Source organism: Saccharospirillum sp. ABV4_185, from assembly GCF_056159245.1.
Map to the genome: position 1 here is coordinate 1153317 of NZ_JBSWUW010000001.1, position 26774 is coordinate 1180090.

Genomic DNA, 26774 nt, shown 5'->3' on the forward strand with positions numbered 1-26774 from the left:
TGCTGTTACCGCAAAGAACGCTTTGCCGAAACCGGCTTCGGGCGCTGGCTGTCATCACCCACCGCTCGAAACCGCTCTCGGGAACGACGAAGGCTCGCGCAGAGCCTTCGCCTGACCTGCTCAGTCGGTCACTTCTTCAGCTTCCAACGGATAAGCACCGTCCGGACCATGCGTTTCCTTACCGTTCAACGGCGGATTAAAGGCACAGGCCAATTTCAGTTCGCTCTTGGCTTTCAAAATATGGTCGTCGTTTTTGTCGAGAATATAGATGGTTCCCGGCTTGATGTCGTGCTCAATACCAGTCGCCTTATCGAGGATCGAGCCTTCACCCGAGATGCAATAAACCGTCTCCAGATGATTCTTGTAATGAATCGGCGTTTCGGTATTGGCATAGATGGTGGTGATGTGGAACGAGAAGCCCATACCATCGTCTTTCAGTGACATGCGTACGCTGTTCCAGGTCTCGGAACTGACCTTGCGTTCGGAGTTGCTGCACTCATCCAAAGTACGAACGATCATTTGCTTTCCTCTCTTAACTGTTAACAACTTGTCGACTAATTCGAGGTGTAAAAAAGCCCGCCCATAATCGAGCGGGACATGCACACCCTGTGCTGATTTCGCTTTAGCTGGCCTTGGCTTTCAGTTCCGGCAGCACCTTGGCAAAGGCGTTTTCCAGGATATCGAGGCCCTGCTTGAGGTCTTCAAGCGGAATGGTCAGCGGGCACAGGCATTTAACGACTTCGTCATAGGCGCCACTGGTTTCCACAATCAGACCGTTGGAGAAAGCTTCGCGGCAAATACGTTCAGCGGTTTCGCCATCCGGCACCGCCATACCACGCATCATGCCACGGCCTTTGACGGTAATAACGCCTTCACCAAAACGCTTGGCCAGGCCATTAAAGCGCTGCTCAATCAGTTGGGCGCGCTCGGCGATTTGCTGCTCGAAGCGGTTGTCTTTCCAGTATTCTTCCAGCGCGACCCGGGCTGTTACGAACGCCAGGTTATTGCCGCGGAACGTACCGTTGTGCTCACCCGGCTTCCATTGGTCCAGCTCCGGACGCATCAAAGTGACGGCAAACGGCAGACCATAACCGCTCAGCGATTTGGACAGCGTGACCACGTCCGGCTTGATACCGGCCGGCTCGAAGCTGAAGAAGGTACCGGTACGACCGCAGCCTGCCTGGATGTCATCGACGATCAGCAGCATGTCGTGTTTGCGGCAGATGCTTTCCAGTTCTTTCAACCATTCCATACGAGCAGCGTTCAAGCCGCCTTCGCCCTGAACGGTCTCAACGATGACACCGGCCGGCGTTTCCACACCACTGCCCGGGTCGGTCAGCAACTGGTCGAGCAGTTTCAGACCCATAAAGTCGTCGCCGTCTTCACCGTAGCCATCGTAAGGAATACGGGTGACGTCAGTCAGTGCCACCCCGGCACCGCCACGCTGGCCTTTATTACCGGTCGCGGCCTGAGCACCCAGGGTGCAACCGTGATAACCGTTGGTGAACGAAACAATACCGCTGCGGCCTTTCGCCTTACGGGCAATCTTCAACGCTACTTCGACCGCATTGGTACCGGTCGGGCCGGTAAACTGTACTTTATAGTCCAGATCGCGCGGTTTCAGGATGATGTCGTTAAAGGCCTGCAGAAAGCGCTCTTTGGCATCGGTGAACATATCCAGACCGTGGGTGACACCATCGGCTTGGATGTAGTCGATCAACGGCTGCTTCAGCAGATCGTTGTTGTGGCCATAGTTCAGCGTACCGGCACCGGCCAGAAAATCGATATAGGAGGTGCCTTCGCGGTTTTTCAGACGCGCATTCTTAGCCGTGGTGAACACGGTCGGAAAGCTGCGGCTGTATGAACGGACCTGAGATTCGAGTTGTTCGAAAATTTCCATGGTGGTTTCTCCCCTTGGGGTAATAAACAGTTAAAGATGACCCTGGCCTTAGTGGCGAATAGGGCCTATCCGATAGAGTTCTTCGCTTTCGTGCTGGCCGCCAAAATGACGCTCTTTGTCGAACAGCACGTCGACTTCCAGACCCGCATCCCAATCGCGCGCCAAGGCCTTAAACAAGCGCTGTGACGGTTCGTTATCCGGGGTGATGGTGGTTTCCAGGAAAGTCACCGCCTGCATCGCCGGACGATCCATCAACGACTGGATCATGCGCTTGGCCAGACCCTGGCCGCGCGCAGCCTCACCAACCACGACCTGCCACAAAAAATAGGTGTCCGTGGTACCCGGCTTGATATAGCCGGAAACAAAGCCGACCAGTTCGCCATCCATCTCTGCCGCCACCGCGGTCTCACCAAAGTGACTGGCCTGCAACAGATTGCAGTACATAGAGTTGGTATCCAGGGGCGGACTACTGGCCACCAATTGATGAACGGCCGAGCCGTCTTCCGATACTGCTGGTCGCAACGTGATGTTCATGACCTTGCTTCAGACCTCGCTGTAGAGCCGATTAGGCCCTCTCGTTACTTTAATTCTTTGTCTAATCTTTAGTATGCGAAGCATTTTAACACAAAATTAGGGACTCAATGCAAGCTTAGGCGCTCACTGTGCCACCAACTTCTTTAGCACACTAAAATATTTCTTGAATTCCGGCTAGACTAGAGGCTAACCTAATTTAGGTTTCTAAAATGTTTCATTAGAGGACGAACCTTTTCATATGAGATACAATCTCGCCCTCATGGGGGACAGCACCCCAGTGGTAAAGGATCAGACAATGAAACGGGTGGATGAGGTTCTGGTGTCGCTGCGTCGAATTATTCGCGCCACCGATATTCATTCTAAGAAGTTGAGTAAGCACAGCGGCCTGACATCGCCGCAGCTGCTGATCCTGATGGCCATCGACAAGCTCGGTGATGTCACCATTGGCACCGTGGCCAAAGACGTGAATCTGTCTCAGGCGACGGTCACTACCATTCTTGATCGACTGGAAAAACGCGGTCTGGTGCAGCGTGTGCGCAGCGATGTGGATCGCCGCCGGGTACACGCCAAGCTGACCGATGAAGGTCTGAAGATCGTTGAAGATGCGCCGAGCCCGCTGCAGGAAAGCTTCGTCGCACGCTTTGATACGCTGCCGGAATGGGAGCAGACGATGATTCTGTCATCGCTGCAGAAACTGGCGGAATTGATGCAAGCCACAGATATCGATGCAGCGCCGGTGCTGCATGTTGGCGATGTAACTCACCACTACAGCAATACCGGCCAAAACTGAGTCAGGCGGCCCGCTGCTAGTCGGCCGCCCGACTGATTGAATACAGTATCCCTTCCTCACCGTAATACCGATCTGTGGTTTCCACATAACGCATGCCGAGCCGTTCCATCACCGCCAGCGATGCCTTGTTGTCCGGAACAGCCACGGCCCAGATGGTCTCCAACTTAAGCACCTCAAAGCCATAATTCAGCAATGCCTGCGCCGCTTCCGTCGCCAGCCCTTTGCCCCAATAAGGTTCCGCCAGGTGCCAGCCAATCTCCAGGCGCTCAGAAAACTCACCGTCGCCGTAGGGCATGGCTTTGAGCAATAACAAGCCGACATAGTCATCACTGCCGTGCAAGCGCACGCTGAAGGCACCCGATCCCGCGGTATGTGCCTGCCAGCGCTTGGCTCGCTCGATATAGAGCTCGCGCAATTGGTCGAGTTCAGGCGCGGCTGTCCAGGACAGATGCCGCCGCACCGCCGCAGAATGATAGATGGCCCGATGGCCTTCCAGATCGCGCGCCGAGTAGGGGCTGATCAGACAGCGTTCGGTATGCAACGTTTGCATGGCGTTATCCTTTTATCCGATAGGCGCGCAGCACCAGCAGAAACAAGGCTCCGCGCGTGATGATGCTGGCACCATTAAGCACCAGCAAAGGCCAGCTCTGAGTCAGTGGCATGGTCAGCGCAAATACCAGGGTGGAAGCATCTTTGGTGAGCGTGAACAACAACATACGGCGAGATAAAACACCGGCGGAACGCGCCCGCAACACCACCACCATCTGCTGAACAGTGCCCTGTACCAGCACCACCGTCATGACCACTATCACCGTATTGGCCAAGCTGAGCAGGGCGGGTAGTGGCCGGATAAAAAACACCGACAATCCGGCCAGCAGTAACAGCTCACCAACCATCAAGGCTGCAAACGACCAGCGCGTGCGCCGCTCCCACCAGATCCAAAACAGAATATTCAGAATCAACAACAGCGCTGCCAGCCGCGTCCAAACCAGATAGTGGTTCAGCACCGGCACCGCCAGACCAAACAAAAAATTGCCGTAAAAGGCCACGTAACTGGAGAAGAATTGGTTCACCGATAATTGATCGGTGGCGGGGAAATGTCGCTCGCGACGACGCTGCCGAATCTTATTTAATTGGATCCAAAGACCGTAAACCGTCAGCGCAAACAGCACCGAGCTGATGCTGCCCCAAAGATGATAATTGCTCACCTGGCTGCCACCTTCATTGCAGTTCGTAGCCACATTTTGCAATGGGTAACCGGCTGTGCCTTTTTGTAAGAAGCGCTTTCAAGAACAGCCTCTTGGTCTAAGGTGGAGTTCGAAGTTGGGGCCTATCACCCGACTTCACCTGTGCTGGGGGCAACCCCCCATAGTGGGCGGCTGGGCAGGCTGCCGCCAGGCTCGACCTGGAGGCACCCGCCGCCCCATTTAACTATTCAATCATTTAACTCTGTTATTTAACGCTGTTATTTAACTACAACGGCCGTACCGACAACTGGCCGTTATTCAAGCGCACTTGCAAACGTTGCGTGCTCTGCGCCGGAACCGACAGGCTGAAGCCCGCTTCGGCATTGCTGTCATTATTCCAGTGCGACAGATCGAGAATCGCTTCTGCGCTGCGGCTGTTGCGGTTGGTCAGCACTAATTCCCATTCACTGGAACCGAGCGTTTCGGTAGCCAACGTCATCATATCAGAGGCGCCCAGCGCCAATTCAGAGCGCGTCGACTGCTGCGGCTGATATTGAGTTTCGAGCAAGGCCACCTGCTGGTCCCAGACCGCCACCTGCACCGGACCACCAATTGATGGCAGATCATCTTCAGAGATCAAAGTCAGCGACCACTGGCCCGGCAAGGTACCTGTCTGACGGGTATTCCAGGCAAAACGATAGTGGTGACGAATAGCGCTCAGCTCGGTCTCCTGCACTGACAACCAGGCGTGACTGCCAGCAGGCAGTTGCACTGGCTGATCAGATTGCAACGTTGCCTGACCAGCACTGTCACCGGCTTTAGGCGCTGCGACAGCCATATCGGACATGGCCATGCTTTCACTGCGCGCCAGCATCATGCGGCCCTGAGATCGATTTTGCGCAAAGCTGTAGCCGGGCGCAGTAACGCTGTAATCGCTGTTGTTATGCAGCACGAGTTGCTGACGCAGGGTGGGACGGGCTGCTTCCAGATCCAAACTGTAACGAACTTCGGCACCCAGGCTGCCGTCGAACCAGGCGTAACGGAAGGCATTGCGGGTCGCTGCTTGCTGTTGCACGGTCAACTCAAAGACATCATTGCCATCCTGACCCGCCAACCAGCTGAGTCGATACCACTGATCCTCCGGCAACGCACGTTGCACGCCATCTTGTGACAGCACCAGATTGGACGCCGATACCCGCTCTACCGCCCAGGATCCAGACCAGTCATCCACCTGAACCAACTCACCCTCGGTCAGCCAATCACTGGACTGCGGCGTTTGCCAGCTGAGCAGCAAATTGCTGTCGTCAGCCTGCCACCAGAAAGCCGACGCGGATAAATCGGCGACCGGCAAGGGCAAGGTTTCCCGGGCCTGATTCAATTCAGCCGAACGTTCAATCCAGCTGCCTTGAGTGGTCAAGTACAGCCAGTCGGCTTCCAGGGTGTCACTGTCGGCAAGCGCTGGTTGCACTGCCAGGGCGAGGGCCATCGTTGCCCAGGTCATTTGTTTTGCTGTCATTCGCACGACTCCTGCGATCTTTAAATTTAGTGGCGCCAGTCTAGCGTCGCTCACTGACACTGTCTTGCAGCTTAAAGTTGGTGGCTGAATAACAACCAAACAGCTGCGGTTACAGTCGCTGACATGACGATCAATCTATGCTTTGCTATGCCCAACTTCTGGTTCACCGGCCAGCGCTCAGATCCGACTGATAGCAAGCTGTGTGGTGGCTTATTAACAACCAGAATCACTGATTGATTTCGAGGTCTCCTTTGTCTGAAAGCCCGCTGTATCGGATGTCTTCGGCCGTGCTGTCATACTTTGATGGCATGACGCTGTCGCCCGCCGTTTGGGTCTTGCTCGCTACCGCTGTGCTGGCCATGGTGTTTCATCGCACCGCCTGGTTAACGCTGCTGCTGGTGTTGATGACCGTCTGCCTGAGTCAGGAAGCCGTGATCGAACCCGGCCCGGCTCTAGCCGTCTGGCTGGCCTGGTTATGGGCGTTCTGGCGACCCGATAAACCCTTGCGATTGACCGGCAGTTGGCTGCCTTTATTAATGCTGCTGATCATAGCGCTCTGGCCCTGGTTGCCTTTATTACCCGCCGCTTGGCAGCAATGGCCGCAAAGCCGCTGGCCACAACCTCTGGCCATCGTCGATATTTCGCCAATCATTCTGACGCTGATTTTTTTGTCGGCGCTGTCGGCCCTGTTCCGCTTTGTACTCAAACCCTCCGCCAGTTGGCCCTGGCACGGCCTGGGTGTACTGCTGACAGCGGTGCTGAGCTGGCAGGGCGAGCAGGCAACCTCCTTTGTCTGGATTGCGCTGGCGATTGTCATCGGCGCCACCATTCTGACCGATGCTTATTCAGTCGCTTACCGCGATGCACTGACCAACATTCCCAACCGCCGCGCTTTGAGTCAGTCGTTGCGCACGCTCGGCCGGCGCTATGCCATTGCCATGGCCGATGTCGATCATTTCAAATCGTTTAACGATACCTGGGGCCACGAAACCGGCGATCAGGTGCTGCGGGTTGTTGCCAGCATCCTGTCCAAGCACCGTCTGCCCGTGCGGGTGTTTCGCTATGGCGGCGAGGAATTCACCTTGGTGTTTCGCGGTATGACGCGTGAAGAAGCCACGCCCATTCTGGATGAGCTGCGCGAACGCATCGCAGACTATCCGCTGATGGTGCGCAAGTCCGACCGACCCAGTTCGTCGAAAGACGGCAAGCGTCATCGCGGTAATACCGGCAGCGCCAAGAAGGTGAGTATTTCGGCGTCGTTTGGCGTCAGCGACAATCGCCATGCCCATTCGCCAGAGGATGCCATTCAACGCGCCGACAAGGCGCTCTACAAAGCCAAGCAAGCCGGCCGCAACTGCGTACGCTCGGGCTGAGTGTTACTCGCTGCCAGGGTAAGGCACATAGCCATCATCGCCCGGCACGTCTGGAAACTTATGCGCCTGCCAATCCTGGCGGGCCTGCCGGATCAACGTTTCATCGGAGGCAACGAAGTTCCAGTCGATGCGACGTTCACCGAGCGTCCTGCCACCAAACAACACAAAGTGACTGCCCGCCTCCCAACGCAACGTCGCCGGCTGATTGGTCACGCCCAGATGACGCAGCGCCAGCTCCACATCCTGCCAGTGCAGCGCACCCGACAGGGGGTAAATACCCCATTCCCAGTCTTCATCCAGGTCGGTTAACTCCAGCGTTCCGGTGGCGGTCGTACGCACATCCAACAGCACCAGTTCGGAATCGGTCTGCACTGGAGAACGATGTTGATGCCATTGACCGGCAACCAGAACCCAGCTGGCGTTATCGCTTTGCCAGGCTGGCAGTTCTGCATCCGAATAATGCTCAAAACGCGGCTCGCCGGCTTCAGTGTGTTGCGGTTGCGCCACCCAGAACTGCAAACCCTCGATATGAGATTCGCCGTCACGCTCGCTGTCCGGGCTGCGTTCGGAGTGCACAATGCCGCGTCCGGCGGTCATCCAATTCACTTCACCGGGACGAATGGTTTGCAGGCTGCCCAGTGAATCACGATGCACCAGTTCGCCGCTGAACAACCAGGTCAGTGTCGACAAACCAATATGCGGATGCGGCGGCACATCCAGACCTTCGCCCGGCGCCAGAGTGTGCGGCCCCATATGATCGAGAAATACAAAAGGTCCACAATGCCGTTGCCCGCGCCAGGGCAACAGACGACGAATGGGCAACCCCATCAAGGATTGGTCGCGTGGCGCTATGGTGGTTTCAATAGGGGTGCTCATTCGCCTCTCCAAAACTTAAGCCGGCAACGCTGTCCGAATTAGCCTAGACAATCAGCGACGGCGAATCACCATCACCACCAGGCCCAGACCGGCCAGTAACAATCCCAGCACAGAACCATAGGTCAGGGTCTCTACCATGGTCAGACCGAACGGCATCACTGGCGAATAACCGCACATGGTCCAGACTTGCAGCAGGTTGGGAAACCAGTCGTCGAGCGGTAACCAAGCCGGAAAACCCGGATCCATGCCGCAGGCACCCTCATAGATACCGCGCTCAATCTGCACCCCCACCCAGGAACGTTCCAGCAAGCCAAGCAAGCTGATGATCAACACCGACTGCGCCAGTACCTGGCCCCACCAATGCTGTCGCAACGCCATGCCCAAACCGCCGGCCAGCAAAATACCCAACACCCACAAACGGGCATGGATGCAAATCACGCAGGGGGGTTCGTTCAAGACGTGCTGATAAAACAAGGCAACGCCTTCGAGCACCAGGGCGAGCGCCATCAAACCCAACCAATACCAGCGCGAAGCCATAAAACGAGCAAGACGATCGATCATAACGACTCCAAAATGCAGCAAAGGCGCCATTCTAGCGGCCTGCCAACAAGGCCGGTCGCATCCGTGTCAGGGTTTTACCAGAAAATGACCTAAGGAGCCTCTGAACAACTCGCACAAGGCTCCCTAATCCGAATCCAGCGCCTTCATAAACTCCGGCGGATTCAAGACACCGCTGTGCACGCCGGCATTGTAATAGCGGGTGGCAAACGGCTTGTTTTGGGCCGCCTCGGTGCGGAACTGACGAACATCCAAACCGGCGCTGGCCAGGGTGCAACTCCACCAGCCGGACGGATAAATCGGCTGCGGGAACGGCAGCGTCAGTTGGTTCACCAAACCGGCAGCCGACAGCTCAGAACGCATTTCTCGAATCAGCGATTCAGTATGAAACAGCGGACTTTCACTTTGTTGCACCAACAAGCCATCCTTACCCAAAGCGCGCAGACAATGGCCGAAAAATTCGCGGTTAAACAGGCCCGCAGCGGGGCCGACCGGATCGGTGGAATCAACAATAATCAAATCCAGCTCGCCCGGCTCGCAATTGCGAATCCAGGCGATGCCGTCTTCAAACAACAGGCTGGCGCGCGGATCGTTATTGGCTTCACACAGCGCCGGGAAATACTGCTCGGCCAGGCGGGTGACACGTTCATCGATCTCCACCTGCCAAACCTGCTCAACGTCCGGGTGACGCAAGACTTCGCGCAAAGTACCGCAATCGCCACCGCCAATAATCAGCACTTTTTTCGGATTCGGATGGGTATAGAGCGCCGGATGGGTGAGCATTTCGTGGTACAGAAAATTATCGCGATCGGTGACCATATAGCAGCCATCAAGCACCATCAGCTTGCCCCAATAGCGGGTCTGATAGATTTCGATGTGCTGAAACTCGCTGGTTTCTTCGTGCAGTTTTTCGGTCACTTCCAGCGAAAAAGCGGAGCCTTCGGCGGACCAGACTTCGGTGAACCAGCTTGTGGAGGTTGGAAATTCGGGCATGAACGCATCCCTTGATTAAGATGCGCAGAGCTTAGCGCAGGTGACGCTAGGAATGCAGCCTTAACCCTGCACCCGTTCGATGGAACCGACCGCCGGCAAGCCATGCAGCCGACGAATCACCCGCGCCAGATGCTGACGACTGGTGACCGAAACGGTGAGATTGAGTCGGCTGGTGGTGGCATCGCGATCCTGCATCTCGATGCTCTCAATATTGGCATCCGCCTGAGACACCGCATTAGCAACGCCGGCTAACACGCCTCGGCTGTTGCGCATTTCCACTCTCAGGTCGACGACAAATTCGCCTTCCATCGATTTATCCCAGCGCAGGTGCATACAGCGATCCGGGTCTTTGCGCATCTCGACAATATTGCGGCACTGCTCGGTATGAATCACCATGCCTTTGCCCTTGCTGATCAGCCCGACAATCGGATCGCCCGGAATCGGCCGGCAGCATTTGGCGTAGGTCACCAACATACCTTCGGTGCCGCTGACGGTCATGGCTTTATCGGTGCTGGCTTCGGAGGTTTCGGCGCAATCGTTGAGCAGACGGCGCGCCACCACATAGGCCACGCGATTGCCCAGACCGATGTCTTCCAGCAAATCATCGAGCTTCGACAGCTGATATTCCTGCAGCAAAGACTGAATACTGGCATCCGAAAGCGCCTCCAGCTCGGTCTCGAAATTGCGCAAAGAATTATTCAGCAGCTTGCGACCCAGCTCGATGGAGTCCTGCTTTTTCAGATTCTTGAGGAAGTGACGGATGTTGGAACGCGCCTTGGCGGTGATGACAAAATTCAGCCAGGCCGGATTCGGCCGCGCGCCCGGGGCGGTGATGATCTTAATGGTATCGCCGCTGTTCAGCGGTTGGCTCAGCGGCGCAATCTGCCGGTTGACCAGACAGCCGACACAAGCATTGCCGATATCGGTGTGCACCGCATAGGCGAAGTCGACCGCCGTCGCGCCCTTAGGCACTTCGAGAATTTTGCCTTTGGGCGTGAACACGTAAATCTCGTCCGGGAACAGATCGATCTTCACGTTCTCGATAAATTCCACCGGGTTGCCGGCGCGCTCCTGCATCTCCAGCAAACCCTTCACCCAGCGACGGGCGCGGGCATGCGTCGGGCTGTTGTCGGAACTGTCTTCGTTCTTATACAACCAGTGGGCAGCAATACCGTGGTTGGCCATGTCTTCCATTTCCTGAGTGCGGATTTGGATTTCGATGGGCACACCGTTCATGCCAATCAAGGTCGTATGCAGGCTCTGGTAACCGTTCGCTTTGGGAATGGCGATGTAATCCTTGAAACGGTTCGGCACCGGCTTATAGAAGTTATGCACCACGCCCAGGGTGCGGTAACAGGCATCGACCGACTGGGTGATGATGCGAAAACCATAGACGTCGAGAATTTCCTGCAACGTCTTCTTCTGGTCTTTCATCTTGTTGTAGATGGAAAACAGATGCTTCTCGCGACCGATCACCTGCACTTCCAGACCTTCCGTCGACAGCCGTTCGGCCAGCGCCTGACGAATCTGCCCGACCAGCTCCTTGCGGTTGCCGCGACTCTTTTTGATGGCCGTGGCAATGCGCTGGGCACGCAACGGATAGAGCGATTCAAAAGCCAGGTTTTCCAGCTCGATGCGCAAATCGTTAATGCCCAGGCGCAGCGCGATGGGCGCATAGATGTCGAGCGTTTCCCGCGCTTTGCGGCGTTTTTTCTCTGGCGGCATCGCACCCAGGGTGCGCATGTTGTGCAGCCGGTCGGCCAATTTCACCAGGATGACGCGGATGTCTTTCGACATCGCCAGCACCATTTTCTGGAAGTTCTCGGCCTGCTCTTCTTTTTTGGTTTCGAATTCCAGGTGAGTCAGCTTGGACACACCATCGACCAGCTCAGCCACGCCCGGGCCAAACTGTTCAGCCAGTGCTTCTTTGGAGACGGCGGTGTCTTCGATGACATCGTGCAGCATGGCGGCCATCAGGCTCTGATGGTCCATGTGCATTTCACAGAGGATATTGGCGACGGCCAGCGGATGGGTGATGTAGCGCTCGCCACTGCGGCGCATCTGGCCTTCGTGCGCCTGCTCGGCATAAAAATACGCCCGCCGGATACGACGAATGTTATCCGGTTCCAGATAGCTCTCAAGCCGTTTGGCTAAGGCATCAACAGTGAGCAAGGCGGCGGCATTCCTAGTGGTTACTGACTTTAAGTGTAATCAATGCGGGTGGCGCAGCAATAAAAAAACCGGGACAGGCCCGGTTTTTTAACGATCAAGCAAAAGTCTGACGATAGGATCAGCCGAAATCGACGTCGAGATCGTCTTCTTTGCCTTCGGCCAGAATGGCAGCCGGATTGATCTTCTGTTCAGCGATTTCACGCAGCGCGATGACGGTCGGCTTGTCATTTTCTTCCGGTACCAGTGCGTCGGCACCGTCATTGGCAAGCTGACGAGCACGCTTGCTGGCCACCATGATCAATTCAAAGCGGTTGGCCACGTTTTCCAGGCAATCTTCAACAGTGACACGAGCCATCAGAGTCTCCTCAGCGAGCGGAAATGGGGTTCGAGCAATCTTTCGAGCCGGCGAATTGTACGGACTTTAGCCAAAACCACAAGCACTGCTCCCACCTCAGTCATTCAACAGGTGTTCGAACAGCATGCCGTGTGACTCCTGCTGTTTTTCCAGCGTCTGGCGATTGGCGATAAAAATGGCGCAGAGCTCATCGAGCGCTTTGTAGAAGTCGTCGTTCACCGTCACGTAATCGTATTCGTGGTAGTGCGACATCTCGTTGGTGGCATCGCGCATGCGCCGGGCGATGACTTCCGCGCTGTCCTGAGCGCGTTTTTCCAGCCGCTCCTGCAACGCCTCACGCGACGGCGGCATAATAAAAATGCCCTGCGTCTTGGGCATCTGCTGGCGAATCTGTTGCGCGCCCTGCCAGTCGATTTCCAGAATCACATCATGGCCATCGTCCAACTGCTGCTGCACCCAGACCTGGCTGGTGCCGTAGTAGTTATCGAATACCTGAGCGTGTTCCAGAAACTCACCGCGCCCGACCATGGCGAGAAACTCATCGCTCGACACAAAGTGATAATGCTCGCCATCGGTTTCGCCCGGACGCATGCCGCGCGTGGTGTGTGAAATCGACAGGTAGACGAACGGCAAGCGCTTGATCAGCGCATTAACCAGGCTGCTTTTGCCCGCACCCGACGGCGCCGAGACGATGTAAAGCGTACCGCTGGCGGCTTTGGGAACGAGTTCGGGCGGGATGCTGAGAGTCATCGGATGATCCTGGTCGGCTTGGCAAGAATGGCCGGCATTATAGAAGGTTTGCCAGTCAGTAACAGGCCAGAGGACAACCGCCCATGCAGCTACTTGGTTTCGGGAAAGGCATAACCCAGCGACTTGCTGGTTTGCAGGCCCAGACTCGCCAAAGCATCGGCCACCACCACGGCGATGCGCACGCCATCGATCACCGGCACACCGACGTCTTTTTGCAGCCGCGTCACCCAGCCGCTCATGCCGGCACAGCCCAACACCAGCGTCTCACCTCGGCTTTGCTCCAGCGCCAACCAGGCGCGTTCGAGCACCTGATCGTAACTGGTCGGGTCGGCTTCCAGCGCCAGAACCGAAACGTTCGAGGCATAAACACCGGCACAGCGGTCGCTATAACCGTAGTGGCGAAGGTTGCGGCTAAGAATCGGAATGGAGCGCTCCAGACTGGTGAGGACAGTAAAACGATTACCCACCAGACTGGCGGCCTGCATCGCCGCTTCGCCAATGCCGAGCACCGGCGAGCGCGTCAGTTCGCGCGCTGCATCAAGGCCGGTGTCATCGAAACAGGCGATCACATAAGCCGCGGGAGGTTCATCCAGCGTTTCCAACTGACGCACCGTCTCGGCCACCCAAAAGGCCGCCTGAGCGCCGTCGCTGTAACCTTCAATACTGGGGGGCGACTGCTCACAGCGATAAATGTTCAACGGCTGACGCAAACCGTCCAGGCCATGGCATTCGCGTTCAATCAACTCGGTCATGGCAACCGAGGCATTGGGGTTGATCACGGCAATGGTCATGATTCGGACGTCGCCTTGGGTTGGCGCTGCGCCAAACGCATCACCAGCAAAATCAAACCAATGGCACTCAGCGAAATCACCGTGGTCAGCGTCCCCAGTGCATAAAGCACCGGGCTGGTAACGTTGGTGGTCATGGCAAAGAGTTCCAGCGGCAGCGTATTAAAACTGCCCGAGGTCATCAGCGTGCGCGCGAATTCGTCGTAGCTGAGGGTAAAACCAAACAGCGCCACGCCGAGCAGACTTGGCGCCAACAAGGGCAATAAGATGTAGCGGAAGGTCTGCCAGTGCGAGGCGCCTAAATCGGCCGAAGCCATCTCATAACTGGCATCGAAACGATTAAACACCGCAAACATAATCAGCAGGCCAAAAGGCAGCGTCCAGGTCAGGTGGGAGCCGAAACCGGAGCTGAACCAGGCCGGCGTCCACTCCAGTCGATCAAACATCAAGCCGATGCCCAGGCTGATCAGAATGGACGGAATAATCAGGCTGGCGAGGGTCAGATAAAACAGCACGCTGCTGCCTTTAAAACGCTTGCGAAACGCCAGACCGGCGAGTAATGAAAACACCACCGTGCAGATCATCACCGCAAGTCCCAGCAACAAGGAACGCGTTAAGGCAGTACCGAAATTACCCACCGCCTGGGCCTGAAATAACTGACCAAACCAATGCAGCGAAACGCCGCGCATCGGGAAGGTCAGACCGCCGTCCGGGCCCTGGAAAGAAAGGATCGCAATGGTCAGCGTCGGGCCGTACAGAAACAGCACGAAGAGTCCGAAAAAAGCCGCGAGCAGATAAAAACTGAGCGATCGTTTCATGTCACAGCTCCTTGCGGATATCGACCAGACGAAAGAGGATCACCAGCATCATCAACACCGTCGCCAGCAACACCACAGCACCGGCGGCAGCCGCCGGATATTGCAGCAAGGAAATCTCGTTGTAGATCATCATGCCAACGTTGGCGGTAATGCCGCCGCCCATGATTTTCACCGTGACGAAATCGCCCATCACCAGCGTCATGACAAAAATACTGCCGACGATAATGCCGGACTTCGACAGCGGCACGATCACATCGCGCAGCACCTGAAAGGCATTGGCACCGGCATCGACAGCGGCTTCAACCAGGCTGCGATCGATGCGCATCATCGAATTGAAAATCGGCACCACCATAAAGAGGCTGTACAGATGCACATAGGCCAGCACCACGGCGAAATCGCTGTACAGCAAAAAGGTCAGCGGCTGGTCGATAATGCCCGCCGACATTAACGAAGAATTCACCAAACCGTTGCGGCCAAGCAACGGAATCCAGGAAATCATGCGGATGATATTGGAGGTAAAAAACGGCACCGTGCAGATCAGAAAACAGATCGTCTGCGCCTTCACCGAATGAATATGAAAGGCCAGAAAATAAGCCACGGTAAAACCAATCGCCAGGGTGAAAAACCAGGCTAAAAACGCAAACTGAAAGGTATTGATATAAGCCTTCAGCGTGACTGGTGAGGTCAGCAAGTAAGCGTAATTATCAAAGATAAAATCGGGAATCAGCGAGTAGGCGTTGTAGTTCCAGAAACTGACGATACCGATAACGATGATCGGAAACACCAGAAAGGCCAACAGCACCAGCGTCAGTGGTGAAGCCTGCCAATAGGCGTGCAGATTTTTGGTTGCCGACATAGCCTTATCCCGAGCAAAGATCATTCAAAAAAGAGGCCGCCGATGCTGACCAGCCAGACACCGGCGCCTCAGACATCAGCGCCTTAGGAAACGATAAATTCGTTCCACTTGCGCACCATGTACTGGTTCTCGTCCATCACCGAGTTCCAGCAGGCGACACTGCCCATGCGCTCTTCAAAGGAGCCGCCGTCACGCACGGCACCGGCGGTTTCCATGACATCGCCGCTCGGGCTCAGGATATCGCCCTGGGCTTCGCGGCCTTCCATCCAGTAACCCCACTCGTCATCGCTCATGAACTGCCTGGAGGTTTCCGGTGCCGCGCTGTAGTAACCCTGACGGTTCAGGTAAGCGCCAACCCAGCCGGACAGATACCAGTCGATGTATTCGTAGGCGGCATCCAGTTCCAGGCCAGACAGATGACCAGCAATACCCAAACCACCACCCCAGGCGCGGTAGCCTTCCTGCAGCGGCTGATAACGACAGGCGATGCCCTGGCTGCGCACGGCGGCCACAGCCGGTGACCACATGCTCTGAATCACCACTTCGCCCGAAGCCATCAGGTTCACCGACTCATCGAAGGTCTTCCAGAAGGCGCGGAACTGGCCGTCGCGTTTGGCGGCTTTTAAGATTTCGATGGTCTGATCGATCTCGGCACGAGTCATGTTGCCTTTGTCGCCGTAGGTAATTTCACCCATGGCTTCGCAGATCATCGCCGCATCCATAATGCCGATGGATGGCACGTTGATCAGCGAGGTCTGGCCGCGGAAAGCCGGGTCCATGATGTCGGCCCAGGAAGTGATCGGACGGTCGATCAGGTCGGGCCGAATACCCAGCGTATCGGCGTTATAAATCGTTGGAATCAGCGTCATCCAGTTGGTCGGACCATCGGCAAAAGTCGTCGCATCCTGGCTCGGCACGAAACCGACGGTGTGCGGCGCGGTGCCTTGAGCAATCTCGGAATCTTCAGTCAGACGACCGGTGATAAACAGCTGGGAAATCTTGTCGTAATTGCTCAGTCGGCTGACATCCAACGGCTGCATCACACCGGACGGATAAACCTTCTTACAGATCCAGTATTCGATGTCGGCGATGTCGTAAGAATTGGGCTGAGTCACCGCACGCTGAGTGACGCTGTCGGAATCGAGCGAGGTCAGTTGCAGATTGAAACCCAAATCTTCCTTACATTTTTCGGCGATGGCGTTGAGGTTCGATACACCGGTACCGAACTGACGCAAGGTGACGTTCTGGATGTTCTGCGCCCAGATCATCGGGAAGCCGGTAATAGCAGCCACGCCGGCACCGGCAGCACCTTTCAATACCGAACGACGCGACAGGCCGCTGCTGGCTTTGCTGGTTGCGCTTTCACTTTCAGTCGGGTTAACGCCGCTGTCGTCAGGCGTGCTGTCGAGCTTGGTTGGGTCTTGATCGTTCATCGGTTGGATCCTCGGGGTCAGAGTTCTCAGGGAGCTTCGAAACGATTGACGGCCGCGCGGTCCCAATACAGAGCCACGCGTTGTTCTGGTGCTACCACCGCCGCATCCAACTGCGCTTCGGGCAAGTAGCACATCACCGCCTGGCCGTCGTCCAGGCGGGCTTCGACGAAGTAAAATTGCGCCTGGAATTCCACATCGACGATGGTGGCTTCGACACGGGCGCTGGGTTCGGGTAGGTCGGATTGGGTCGCGGCAATAGCGACTCGATCGGCGCGAATGGAGAAGCGGTTGCTTTCTCCTGCCAGTGGCTCAGCACCAGGCGTCAGGACGTTATGACCGCCAATAAAGTGCGCCACAAAAGGCGACGCCGGCGCTTCGAAAATGCGCCGCGGATGCCCGCTTTGTTCGATCACGCCATCGTTCATCACTACGGCTAAATCAGCCAGGGCAAAGGCTTCTTCCTGGGAGTGAGTGACGTGAATAAAGGTCAGCCCCAGGTCGCGTTGCAATTGCTTCAATTCCTTACGCATCTGAATGCGCAAAAACGGATCGAGCGCCGACAAAGGTTCATCGAGCAACACCACTTCCGGGCGACAGATCAGCGCCCGCGCCAAGGCAATGCGTTGCTGCTGACCACCGGATAATTGCGTCGGCAATTTATTGGCGTGCTGACTCATATTGACCAGCTCGAGCATTTCGTCGGCCGCACGATGACGTTCACTTTTTGATTGGCCGGCGATCTTCAAGCCATAGGCAACGTTGTCGCGACACGACAGATGCGGAAACAGTGCGTAATTCTGGAACATCATGGCGGTGCCGCGCTGGCGCGGAGAACGATCGGTGACGTTGCGGTTATTGAGCAGAATGTCGCCGTCGCTCACCACTTCGTGGCCGGCAATCATGCGCAAAGTCGTGCTCTTGCCGCAGCCGCTGGGGCCGAGCAAACAGCAATAACTGCCATCAGGAATGCGCAAATTAATGCCGTCGACAGCGGTCTGGCCGTCATACGCCTTGGTCAGTTTTACCAGCTCGACCGATCCTGCCATCTCAATGCGCCTCAGATAAATTGTTAGCAATTGATGGCAGATTTATTGCAACTGCAGTGCCAGCCGCAAAGCACTAACCTAAGCGTCTGAGTTGTAAGGGTTTTTCGATTGAAACCGGACCAGATAGCCATCTAAAGCGAGGTAGATGCGCCGACAGCGGGCGCACAGAGATGCGACCTTTTTGAGCCAAACTCGGGCGCGCTGCCCGCTTTCGGTGCCAAAAAAGCTCAAAAAATTGTTAACAATTTTGAAGCGCCTTCTTGGTTTTTTCCAGGTGAGACTATGAAACCAGCCAACAAAGCCAGTGAAATTGATCGCATTGTCGCCACCATCGACCGGGCCGTGGCCGAGCAACGTTTGCCGCCAGGCACGCGTTTGGTGGAAGCGCAATTGGTAGAAAGCCTGAACGCCAATCGCAACCACGTGCGAGTGGCGCTGCAACGGCTGGCGTTAAAACGCATCGTCAGCATTGAGCCCAATAAAGGCGCCAGCATCGCCCAGCCATCGGTGGAAGAAGCGCGGGCGGTGTTCGCCGCGCGCTCGGTAATTGAGCGCGGCATTATCGAAATTCTGGTGAGTCGGCGCGGTGCTTTGAACCTGGCATTACTGCGCAAACAGCGCGACCAGGAACAGGCCGCCATTGAGCACGGCCAGCGCGAGGCGATCATTCGCGAGTCGGGCCAATTTCATTTATTGCTGGCGCGACTGGCAGGCAACCCGGTGTTGGAAGACGTGTTGAAAGATCTGATCACGCGCAGTTCGTTAATCATCTCGCTGTACCAGCGCCACAGCGATCCGCAGTGTGGCTGTGACGAACACGGTGACATCATCGCGGCCATCGAAAGCCGAGATCCCCAGCCGGCTATCCAATGTATGCGCCATCATCTGAATGATTTAGAGCAGCATCTGAATCTGGATTTCTGGGAAACGCGCAGCGTTGATCTGCGCGCCGCTCTCAGTCCTGTCGATCCAACTGAGCTTTGAAATGATCCAGCAGCCGGTGACGGCCATAGCGCTCGCCGACCATGTCCTCGGCCATGGCAGTCAGGAAGAAGCGCGCCGGACCACTGACCGAACGCGGCGCCAAAGGCAGCACCTTTAATAGCAGGCGACGAATCCAGTCGGGCAGGTGGGTGACTTTCGCCGGTCGCTGCATGGCGGTGAACGCCAATTGCGCCAACTGATTCTGGGTCAGCACTTCAGGGCCGCCGATATCGAGCCAATCGCGCTGCGCGGTGCACGCCTCGACAATGGCCTGAGCCAGGTCGTCGCCATGAATCGGGTTTAACTTCAGTTCGCCATCACCAAACAACCAGACCCGACCGGATTTCGCCATCTTGAGGAAATCGGCCATGTCCGAAAAATACCCCGAGGGTGCGATCACCGTGCTGGTGATGGCCGCCGCCTGCAACTGATCCACAAAGGCCTGTTTGGCCGCGACCATCGGCACCTGCAACATCTGCTGGGCGGCGATCACATGCACATAGGCGAAGTGTTTTACCCCGGCAGCCAGGGCAGCGTTGAGCAGATTCAGGTTGGCCTGGTAATCGACATCCCAATATTCCAGACCGTCTTTTTGCCGGGTAATGCCCAGGCTCGACACCACCAGATCAACCTCATCGAAATGTCCCGCCAGGGTTTCCGGCTGCGTGGCTTCGGCCACCACCCACTGATGCGCGCCCAGATCGGCGGCTCGGTTGGCATCGCGCACCAGCGCTCTAACCTGCCAGCCGGCCTGCGCAAACTGGCTGACCAGATAACGACCCAGATAACCGGTGGCTCCGGCAATAAAGACGGTCTTCATTGTTGTCTCCATGGCTGTAAACGCCTGCGTCAACGCAGATCACCGCTTAGCGCTTGCCGCAACCGATGACAAGCTCGATCATAAAGGGTGCACCGCCCGCCTGAGTTGATATCGCTCAATACGGAGAACCCTATGCTCGGCATTAATGATCTGTGGCTGTTTATGCTGTCTGGCATCCTGCTCAACATCCTGCCCGGACCCGATTCGCTGTATATCATCAGCCGCAGCGCCGGCCAGGGCTTTAAAGCCGGTTCGGCCGCTGCACTCGGCATTGGCAGTGGCACCTTTGTGCATATCTTTGCCGCGGCCCTGGGTTTATCGGCCATCCTGGCGACCTCGGCCACCGCCTTTATGGTGGTGAAAATCGTTGGGGCGCTTTACCTGATCAGCATCGCCATTGCGATGATCTTCAGCCATTCCAACGCACCGAAAACAGTTGAGGCGGCGCAACCAACCCGCTTAAGCCGCATCTTTCGCCAGGGTTTTCTGACCAATGTGCTGAACCCAAAAGTGGCGCTGTTTTTCCTCGCCTTCGTGCCGCAATTCATCGACCCGGCATCCACTGATAAAGCCTTGGCGTTTATCGTGCTCGGGCTGATTTTTAACCTCAATGGCATGATCTGGTGTCATCTGCTGGCCTGGTCGAGCGCACACGCCAGCCGCCGGGTAAAACAAAACCCGCAGCTGACACTGTGGCTGAACCGCTTGGCAGGTGGCCTCTTTGGCTACTTCGGCATCAAGCTGGCGTTCAGCGCTCAGTCGTGATCAGGGCTTAAGCAGAATCTTGCCCTGACGGCCGGCGGTCAAAGAGGCATCGATCGCCGCGCCGATCTGATCCAGAGTGAAGTCACCACCCGACGGCAGATGCAGTTTGCCAGCGGCCGCCAGTTGCAACAGTTCACCGATCAAACGGCCTTTTTCTTCGCCGCTCATCTCGCCCATAACCCGCGCGCCCCAGAAACCGGTAACGGTGATGTGACGGCTGATGATGTTGCCGGCGTTCAACGACAACGGTACACCCGTAGCGGTACCGAAGACGCTCAGTACGCCATCAAGGCCGAGCAGGTCAGCGACATCGGCAACCACGGGACCACCGACCGAATCGATCGCCGCACGCGCGCCTTTTTCACCCAGAACCGCCAGCGCCTGGTTTTTCCAATCCTCTTCTTCGGTGCTGAATACCGCATCGACACCAAAGGCTTCCATTTCCGCCTTGGCTTGCGCGCGACGCACCAGGTTCAGCACCTTGATGCCGCGTTCGCGCGCCATGCCAACCATCAGTTTGCCGACGGTGCCGTTGGCGGCGGTTTGCACCAGCCAATCGCCTGCTTTGAGCGGCAATTGTTCGAGCAACGCCAGCGCCGACAGCGGCATGGCCAGCAATTGCGAGCCGACTTCATCGGACACCGCCTCGGGCAGCGGCACAATGCCTGCGGCTGACACGACAAAGCTTTCGGCCCAGGCGCCTGGTACACCGGCAGCGGCAATGCGCTGACCGATCAGTTTTTCATCGACGCCGGCGCCTACAGCTTCGACCACACCGGCCGCTTCTGAACCGGCGGTGGCGGGCAGTTCAGGCTTGTAACCGTAGGAGCCACGAATGGTCCACAAATCGTGGTTGTGAATTGGCGACATGCTCATGCGCACGCGCACCTGGCCGGCAGCGGGTTCTGGCTGGGCTTCGTCGGTGACGCGGACGACATCTACCGGGGTTCCGAAGGTTGTGTAAGTAACGGCTTTCATCATTGCACCTCTGTTAACTCTGTTTGCGTATCGGCTTGGGTATCGATCAAAAAACGCTGCCGGGTATCGACTAAGGCCAACTCTAAGGGTCGACTGTGGCGCGCCAGCTTAGTTAGCACCGCCGCCCCCAGCCATTGGCTGTACAGATTGGCGGCGTCTTGCTGCGGCGATTCGCTGCGTAAAGAACCGTCGCGCTGACCGGCCGCCAACAACCGAGCCAGGCGTTCGACAATGCCGTCCACACCCTGGTCGAGAATGCGCCGCATCGGTTCCGATAAATCGGCGATTTCAGCAGCCAATTTCACAATCAGGCAGCGGTCAGCAATCGACTCACCCGCTTGCAGCGCCGGTTGCAGATAACTCATCAAGCGCTCAGCGGCAGACGTCGGTTGCGCGACGATGTCATCCAGGCGGGCCAGATAGTCGTCGACGTAGTCCTGCGTCATGGCGCAGCCAAAGGCTTCTTTGGAGTCAAAGTAATAGTAGAAAGACCCCTTGGGCACCTCACTGGCTCGCAGAATCTGTTGCAGCCCGACCCCCACATAACCACCCGCCAGGACCAGTTGGCGGCCGCGCTCCAGGATGCGTTGCCGGGTCTGTTCGGATTTGCTCATGCCCGCTCTCCTCAAGCGTTAGCGACGTTGTTCGCAACTTTTTAGACCGATCGTCTAGTAAACCATGACGCCCTTAATGCGTCTGCAAAATCGTCAATCAAGGGGAGGGGAGATGTTTTTTTAATCGCCGTTGTTTTCGCTGTGCTGAAGCGCGGCACTAAAGATGAGTGGCACGACGTTAGCGGTTATCATGCCTTCGCTGGCGGCCTGACTCAGGGCCTGATCAATCGGAGCTAAGCGATGCCAAAACAGCCAAGCCAACCTCAGTTCTGGCGCGATGATCGTCTGCCACACCTCGAGCTGCGTTGGGTCGAGGATGGCCGCCAGGTTTGCTACGCACTGCACAGCCATCAGCACTGGTCGCTCGGTGCCATCACCAGCGGCCACAGCACTTTTGTATATCGCGACGACTGCTACCCCATCCAAAGCGGTACCCTGGTACTGATGAATCCCAACTGGGTACACGCCTGTAACCCTGTGGATAACCAGCCTTGGGCTTACTGGATGCTCTACGTCGATACCGACTGGCTCACCGAGCTGCGCCATCAGGCCGGTTTACTGCCAACGCCCAACTGGCAGGACATCGCCACACCCATGCTCAACGAACCGCACTGGTACCAGGGTTACTGCGAGCTGGCGCAGTGTCTTGTTGACCCGCAGCGCGATCTGTTGGAAAAGCAAAGTCAGGCGGTGCTGTTTTTGACCGAGCTGATGCAGCACCTGGCGCAGCAAGCGGTGCAAGAACCCAAGCTGGTGCCGGAACAGTTACGCCAATTGGCCGATTATCTGCACCTTCACGCCGCCGATGACCTGTCACTGGATGATCTGTGCGCTCTGAGCGGCTACAGCCCCGGCCATCTGATTCGCGCCTTTAAACAACACTTTGGTTTAACGCCGCATGCCTATGTGGTGAACCGACGCATTCAGTTGGGCCAGCAGGCATTAAAAGCGGGTAAACCGATTGCCGATGCCGCTCTCGATACCGGCTTCAGCGACCAGGCGCATTTTCAGCGCACCTTCAAAAAACTGGTCGCCGCCACGCCCGATCAATACCGCCGCTCAGTCGATTAGCAGAAATAAACAGCTGGCGATCAGCAGCACCGCCAGCGAACGGTTAACCGCCACCAGCAAGGCCGGACGCTGCAACCACCGCCGCAAAAACGCCCCGGCCAACACCCAAACCGATAACGACAGCCAACAAATTGGCAAATACACCGAAGCAAACCACAGCAGTTGCACCAAACTGCCATCGGTATAGGCGGCAATACCCGCCAGCGACGCCAGCCAAGCTTTGGGGTTGAGCCACTGCATCAGCGCGCCGGTGGCAAAGCTCGGCGCGCTGCCTGAATCGGCATCGCCCAAGCGACCGTCATCGCGCAGCAACTGCCAGGCCAGATACAACAAAAAAGCGATGCCGCCCCAACGCAGCACAACGAACGCCAGCGGCCACTCAGTGAGCAACGAATGCAGCCCCAGACCGACCGCCAAAAACAACCCAATAAACCCCAGCGTCGCACCGGTGACAAACGCCAGGCCGACACTCAGTCGATAACGACTGCCACTGCTTAACCCCACCAGATTGACCGGCCCCGGCGAAATCGACGCCGCCAACGCAAAGGCCGCCATCGGCCACAACACCGCGAACATCTTGCTACCTCTCCTGATTCAACAGGCAGCAGTGTGCTCACTGAATGACGGCGGGTATTGAATAAAATTGCTCAGTGATAAAGCAGCCACTGGCCCAGCAGCGCCAACGCCAGCAGCGCAGCAATGCCTTGCCAGACACGCACCGGATGGCGTTCCAGCAAGGGCTGCCAACTCAGCGTTTTCAGTTCCGGGTTGGGGTGATGCAGATCGTAGAGAAACTCCGACAATTCGGCGTAACGCTGTTGCGGCTGAACCGACAGCGCCTTGGCCAAAGTCGCCTCAAACCAAGCCGGCAGTTCGCTGTGTGAATGGCGCAGCGGCCGATAACGCAAGCAGCTCTGCGCCCCGGTACTGCGCGCTTTGGCAACGCCTGTGCCGTACGGATGGGCGCCGCTGAGTAACCAGTAACCAAGCACGGCGAGGGAGAATTGATCGGCGCGTTCATCACCGAATTCGCCGAGAAAATACTCCGGCGCGGTGTACAGTGCCGTGCCCAGTAACGCCGGTTCGTCGTCTTGATTCAGTTCCGCCAGGCCAGCGCTGCGAGTGGAGCCGAAGTCGATTAAGGTCACCTGGCCATCGTTATCGATCATCAAATTGTCGGGCTTGATGTCCTGATGCAAAAGGTCGCGTCTATGCATCGCCTGCAGCGCTTTACCGGCCTGATCGAGAATAGCGCGCACCGCCTCAAAGGCGGGCGAAGGGTTCTGGCGCTGCCAGTCCGCCAGGGTCTGGCCTTCAATCCATTGCAACAAGCTGTACAGATAACGCCGGGGTCGATCCGGCAAGGCGACGCGCACGATGTGCGGGCTATCGAGTTGCCGGCCGATCCATTCTTCGAGCAAGAAGCGGCGTAAATAAGCGCGGTCTGCGCCGCCTTCGCGCGACGGCAGTTTGAGTAACACCACCGTACCAGTCGCCTCATCAATGGCTTTGAAGACTCGGCTGCGCGGGCTGGTATGGATCAGCTTGAGTAAGGTTAAACCGTCGAGCCGGTCACCGGCATCGATGTCGTCCGGCGCCAGTGGCCTTTGCGCCAGTTCGCTTTCAATCCAATCGACGTCGCTGTCGTCGAGGCTGTCCAAACGCACCAGTTGCAGGCTGAGGTTATCGTCGCTGCCGCGCGCCAGCGCCAGTTGCAGCAACTGCTCGGCTGTTCTTTCTATAAGAGTGTCGGTAAGCGTTTCGGCATCACTATCACTATCACTAGCGGCCAGCGCTTTGGCCCAATCACGTTCGTCGAGAAAGTCGTGCACACCATCGCTGCTGAGTACGAACAGATCGCCGACCGCCAAATCCAAAACCTGGTAATCGACGCTCAGGCTCTCGTGCGCACCCAAAGCCCGCGCCAGGCAGGAGTGGCCATCATCGAGCCAGGCGCGGTGATCCTGAGTCAGACACTCCAGCCGTTGCTCGCGCCAGCGATACAGCCGGGTATCACCGATATGAAACAGATGCGCCTGCCGACCTTTCAGCACCAAGGCGGTAAAGGCACAGACGTAACCTTTATCAGGATCAGCACTGAGACCCTGCGCCAGGCTTTCCTGACGCAGGCGTTGGTTGATCGCCTGCAAGGATTGCACACCGGCACTGCGCGCCGTCATCGCATCACCTTGGCGGCGCAGCGCAGCAATAAACTCATTGACTGCGTGCTGCGCTGCCGCGGCACTGACCGCGCTGCTGCTGATGCCATCGGCCAGCGCGAACACGGCGCCAGTACGGGTACGATGACTGGCGCAGTAATCCTGATTCTCGTTCTTACGCCCAGCCTCGCTCAGCGCCGCTTCGGTAAAACTCAACATCGATCGGTCCCAACGCAGACAACCCGGCCAAAGCCGGGTTGGATGGCAGCAAAGGTTAGGTTGCTCAGGCGGTTTTAGCGTCGGCCGTATTCAGCGGCTCGCGTGCGCTCAACTGACGCTTGGGCGCAGTCTTGTAGTGGGTGCTGAACAAGGTCAGACCGGTAAAGGCCAAACCACCGACCAGGTTACCCAGCGCCGTCGGGATTTCGTTCCACACGAAATAATCAGCGATGGAGAAGTTACCGCCCATGATCAGCGAGAACGGGAACAGGAACATGTTCACCACCGAGTGTTCGAAGCCCATAAAGAAGAACAGCATGATCGGCATCCACATGGCGATCACCTTGCCGGACACACTGGTCGACACCATGGCACCGACCACACCCAGCGACACCATCCAGTTACACAACATGCCGCGAATAAAAATCGTGAACCAACCGGCCGCGCCAAACTCGGCGTAACCGACGGTGCGGCTTTCACCGATGCTCGCCACCTTGGCAGCAATGGCGCCACCGTCGGTGTTGTAACCGTAGGTGAAGATAAACGACATCATAAAGGCCACGGTCAAAGCGCCGGCAAAGTTACCGACAAACACCAGCCCCCAGTTGCGCAATACCTGCGGCACGGTGACGCCAGCGCGGCGATCGAGCAGCGCCAGCGGCGTCAGCATAAAAACGCCGGTCAGCAGGTCGAAGCCCATCAAATACAACATGCAAAAACCGACCGGGAACAACACCGCCCCCAGCAACGGACTGCCCGTTGCCACGGCAACCGACACCGCAAACACGGCGGCCAATGCCAAAATCGCACCGGCCATAAAGGCGCGGATCAAGGTATCGCGCGTGGACATATAAATTTTCGACTCGCCCGCATCGACCATCTTGGTCACGAACTCATTCGGCAGTAAGTAAGACATCTCAATTACCCTCTCGTTGTGCGAAAAAATTGCGCGTAAAAACGTCTAGAAGATTTTTTTGCGCACAAAAAAAGCGCCCACCCGACTGAACCCAAAAGGCTCAGTCGAGGTGGACGCCATAGTCCGAGTGCACAAATTGTCAGCGGGTTTTCACCCTAACTGAGTTCGCCGGAGCAAAGACGAGGCCACTTTCTGTGCCGGATATTTATTTGCGCGCTAAATCAAAGAGTTAGACGAATTTTTGCCACTGAATCCGCAATTTCTCCAAAGATCAGAGTGTTCCGTCTTGGTGCAAAATTGCAC

28 protein-coding genes are annotated in these 26774 nt (G+C 56.8%); 5 read left to right on the forward strand and 23 right to left on the reverse strand.

The features are described 5' to 3' along the window. Nucleotides 1-120 precede the first annotated feature (120 nt). From ACXAE6_RS05245 to ectA, 3 genes are all read right to left on the reverse strand, one after another. Nucleotides 121-519: an ectoine synthase gene (locus ACXAE6_RS05245; RefSeq protein ID WP_475145379.1), complete on the reverse strand. Its 399-nt coding sequence runs from the start codon at nt 517-519 to the stop codon at nt 121-123. A 103-nt stretch (nt 520-622) separates the two neighbouring features. Then, on the reverse strand, nt 623-1900 hold the full coding sequence (gene ectB / locus ACXAE6_RS05250; protein ID WP_475145381.1) for a diaminobutyrate--2-oxoglutarate transaminase: 1278 nt from the start codon (nt 1898-1900) through the stop codon (nt 623-625). Between the two features lie 48 nt (nt 1901-1948). Next, nucleotides 1949-2434 carry a diaminobutyrate acetyltransferase gene (gene ectA, locus ACXAE6_RS05255; protein ID WP_475145383.1) on the reverse strand — a complete coding sequence of 162 codons (486 nt, stop codon included), beginning with the start codon at nt 2432-2434 and terminating at the stop codon, nt 1949-1951. A gap of 295 nt (nt 2435-2729) precedes the next feature. Between ectA and ACXAE6_RS05260 the strand changes: the two genes are divergently transcribed. Further along, on the forward strand, nt 2730-3224 hold the full coding sequence (locus ACXAE6_RS05260; RefSeq protein WP_475145385.1) for a MarR family winged helix-turn-helix transcriptional regulator: 495 nt from the start codon (nt 2730-2732) through the stop codon (nt 3222-3224). Nucleotides 3225-3240: 16 nt separating this feature from the next. On the opposite strand, the gene ACXAE6_RS05265 is transcribed toward ACXAE6_RS05260, so the two are convergent. The 3 genes from ACXAE6_RS05265 to ACXAE6_RS05275 form a co-directional block, all read right to left on the reverse strand. After that, on the reverse strand, nt 3241-3774 hold the full coding sequence (locus ACXAE6_RS05265; RefSeq protein ID WP_475145387.1) for a GNAT family N-acetyltransferase: 534 nt from the start codon (nt 3772-3774) through the stop codon (nt 3241-3243). Nucleotides 3775-3778: 4 nt separating this feature from the next. Beyond that, nucleotides 3779-4432: a hypothetical protein gene (locus tag ACXAE6_RS05270; RefSeq protein WP_475145389.1), complete on the reverse strand. Its 654-nt coding sequence runs from the start codon at nt 4430-4432 to the stop codon at nt 3779-3781. A gap of 265 nt (nt 4433-4697) precedes the next feature. After that, the gene (locus tag ACXAE6_RS05275; protein WP_475145391.1) at nt 4698-5927 is read right to left on the reverse strand and encodes a hypothetical protein; all 1230 of its coding nucleotides are present in this window, start codon (nt 5925-5927) and stop codon (nt 4698-4700) included. A 287-nt stretch (nt 5928-6214) separates the two neighbouring features. Here ACXAE6_RS05275 and ACXAE6_RS05280 point away from each other — a divergent pair, with 287 nt between their 5' ends. Next, entirely contained in the window at nt 6215-7300 is a 1086-nt protein-coding gene (locus tag ACXAE6_RS05280) for a GGDEF domain-containing protein (protein ID WP_475145394.1), read from the forward strand. A 3-nt stretch (nt 7301-7303) separates the two neighbouring features. Here the strand turns inward: ACXAE6_RS05280 and ACXAE6_RS05285 are convergent, their stop codons facing one another. The 11 genes from ACXAE6_RS05285 to ACXAE6_RS05335 all read right to left on the reverse strand — a co-directional run bounded on the left by ACXAE6_RS05285 (nt 7304) and on the right by ACXAE6_RS05335 (nt 17945). After that, a complete protein-coding gene (locus ACXAE6_RS05285) occupies nt 7304-8176 on the reverse strand; it encodes a pirin family protein (RefSeq protein WP_475145395.1) in 873 nt (290 codons plus the stop codon). Between the two features lie 51 nt (nt 8177-8227). Then, nucleotides 8228-8737: a disulfide bond formation protein B gene (locus ACXAE6_RS05290; protein WP_475145397.1), complete on the reverse strand. Its 510-nt coding sequence runs from the start codon at nt 8735-8737 to the stop codon at nt 8228-8230. 123 nt (nt 8738-8860) lie between these two features. After that, nucleotides 8861-9727: a polyamine aminopropyltransferase gene (gene speE / locus ACXAE6_RS05295; RefSeq protein ID WP_475145400.1), complete on the reverse strand. Its 867-nt coding sequence runs from the start codon at nt 9725-9727 to the stop codon at nt 8861-8863. A gap of 60 nt (nt 9728-9787) precedes the next feature. After that, nucleotides 9788-11899, reverse strand: coding sequence for a bifunctional GTP diphosphokinase/guanosine-3',5'-bis pyrophosphate 3'-pyrophosphohydrolase (spoT, locus tag ACXAE6_RS05300; RefSeq protein WP_475145404.1), 2112 nt, complete (start codon nt 11897-11899; stop codon nt 9788-9790). A 118-nt stretch (nt 11900-12017) separates the two neighbouring features. After that, complete coding sequence (gene rpoZ, locus ACXAE6_RS05305) at nt 12018-12254, reverse strand: DNA-directed RNA polymerase subunit omega (RefSeq protein ID WP_392797759.1); 237 nt, start codon at nt 12252-12254, stop codon at nt 12018-12020. A gap of 96 nt (nt 12255-12350) precedes the next feature. Next, nucleotides 12351-13004 (reverse strand): guanylate kinase, encoded by a 654-nt coding sequence (gene gmk, locus ACXAE6_RS05310; protein WP_475145409.1) that lies wholly within the window; start codon nt 13002-13004, stop codon nt 12351-12353. 89 nt (nt 13005-13093) lie between these two features. Continuing rightward, complete coding sequence (locus tag ACXAE6_RS05315; RefSeq protein ID WP_475145412.1) at nt 13094-13795, reverse strand: aspartate/glutamate racemase family protein; 702 nt, start codon at nt 13793-13795, stop codon at nt 13094-13096. Next, entirely contained in the window at nt 13792-14610 is an 819-nt protein-coding gene (locus ACXAE6_RS05320) for an ABC transporter permease (RefSeq protein WP_475145416.1), read from the reverse strand. The genes ACXAE6_RS05315 and ACXAE6_RS05320 overlap by 4 nt, the downstream gene beginning before the upstream one ends. 1 nt (nt 14611) lies before the next feature. After that, nucleotides 14612-15466, reverse strand: coding sequence for an ABC transporter permease (locus ACXAE6_RS05325; RefSeq protein WP_475145418.1), 855 nt, complete (start codon nt 15464-15466; stop codon nt 14612-14614). Nucleotides 15467-15549: 83 nt separating this feature from the next. Then, nucleotides 15550-16899: an ABC transporter substrate-binding protein gene (locus tag ACXAE6_RS05330; RefSeq protein ID WP_475145421.1), complete on the reverse strand. Its 1350-nt coding sequence runs from the start codon at nt 16897-16899 to the stop codon at nt 15550-15552. Between the two features lie 26 nt (nt 16900-16925). After that, nucleotides 16926-17945, reverse strand: coding sequence for an ABC transporter ATP-binding protein (locus ACXAE6_RS05335; protein ID WP_475145425.1), 1020 nt, complete (start codon nt 17943-17945; stop codon nt 16926-16928). 282 nt (nt 17946-18227) lie between these two features. Here ACXAE6_RS05335 and ACXAE6_RS05340 point away from each other — a divergent pair, with 282 nt between their 5' ends. Beyond that, complete coding sequence (locus ACXAE6_RS05340; protein ID WP_475145430.1) at nt 18228-18929, forward strand: GntR family transcriptional regulator; 702 nt, start codon at nt 18228-18230, stop codon at nt 18927-18929. Here the strand turns inward: ACXAE6_RS05340 and ACXAE6_RS05345 are convergent. After that, nucleotides 18901-19749 (reverse strand): SDR family oxidoreductase, encoded by an 849-nt coding sequence (locus ACXAE6_RS05345; protein ID WP_475145433.1) that lies wholly within the window; start codon nt 19747-19749, stop codon nt 18901-18903. The two genes, ACXAE6_RS05340 and ACXAE6_RS05345, sit on opposite strands and share 29 nt — an antisense overlap. A gap of 132 nt (nt 19750-19881) precedes the next feature. On the opposite strand from ACXAE6_RS05345, the gene ACXAE6_RS05350 reads away from it, so the two are divergent. Continuing rightward, entirely contained in the window at nt 19882-20514 is a 633-nt protein-coding gene (locus ACXAE6_RS05350; protein ID WP_475145435.1) for a LysE family translocator, read from the forward strand. Here the strand turns inward: ACXAE6_RS05350 and ACXAE6_RS05355 are convergent, their stop codons facing one another. Both ACXAE6_RS05355 and ACXAE6_RS05360 read right to left on the reverse strand, forming a co-directional pair. Further along, entirely contained in the window at nt 20515-21492 is a 978-nt protein-coding gene (locus ACXAE6_RS05355; protein WP_475145437.1) for a zinc-binding dehydrogenase, read from the reverse strand. Beyond that, nucleotides 21492-22106 carry a TetR/AcrR family transcriptional regulator gene (locus tag ACXAE6_RS05360; protein ID WP_475145439.1) on the reverse strand — a complete coding sequence of 205 codons (615 nt, stop codon included), beginning with the start codon at nt 22104-22106 and terminating at the stop codon, nt 21492-21494. The genes ACXAE6_RS05355 and ACXAE6_RS05360 overlap by 1 nt, the downstream gene beginning before the upstream one ends. Before the next feature lie 240 nt (nt 22107-22346). On the opposite strand from ACXAE6_RS05360, the gene ACXAE6_RS05365 reads away from it, so the two are divergent. Further along, nucleotides 22347-23177 (forward strand): AraC family ligand binding domain-containing protein, encoded by an 831-nt coding sequence (locus ACXAE6_RS05365; RefSeq protein ID WP_475145441.1) that lies wholly within the window; start codon nt 22347-22349, stop codon nt 23175-23177. Here ACXAE6_RS05365 and ACXAE6_RS05370 read toward each other — a convergent pair. From ACXAE6_RS05370 to ACXAE6_RS05380, 3 genes are all read right to left on the reverse strand, one after another. Further along, complete coding sequence (locus ACXAE6_RS05370) at nt 23166-23753, reverse strand: LysE family translocator (RefSeq protein ID WP_475145445.1); 588 nt, start codon at nt 23751-23753, stop codon at nt 23166-23168. The two genes, ACXAE6_RS05365 and ACXAE6_RS05370, sit on opposite strands and share 12 nt — an antisense overlap. A 71-nt stretch (nt 23754-23824) precedes the next feature. Beyond that, on the reverse strand, nt 23825-25555 hold the full coding sequence (locus ACXAE6_RS05375; RefSeq protein ID WP_475145447.1) for a bifunctional protein-serine/threonine kinase/phosphatase: 1731 nt from the start codon (nt 25553-25555) through the stop codon (nt 23825-23827). Between the two features lie 64 nt (nt 25556-25619). After that, complete coding sequence (locus ACXAE6_RS05380) at nt 25620-26471, reverse strand: formate/nitrite transporter family protein (RefSeq protein WP_475145449.1); 852 nt, start codon at nt 26469-26471, stop codon at nt 25620-25622. Nucleotides 26472-26774: the final 303 nt, after the last annotated feature.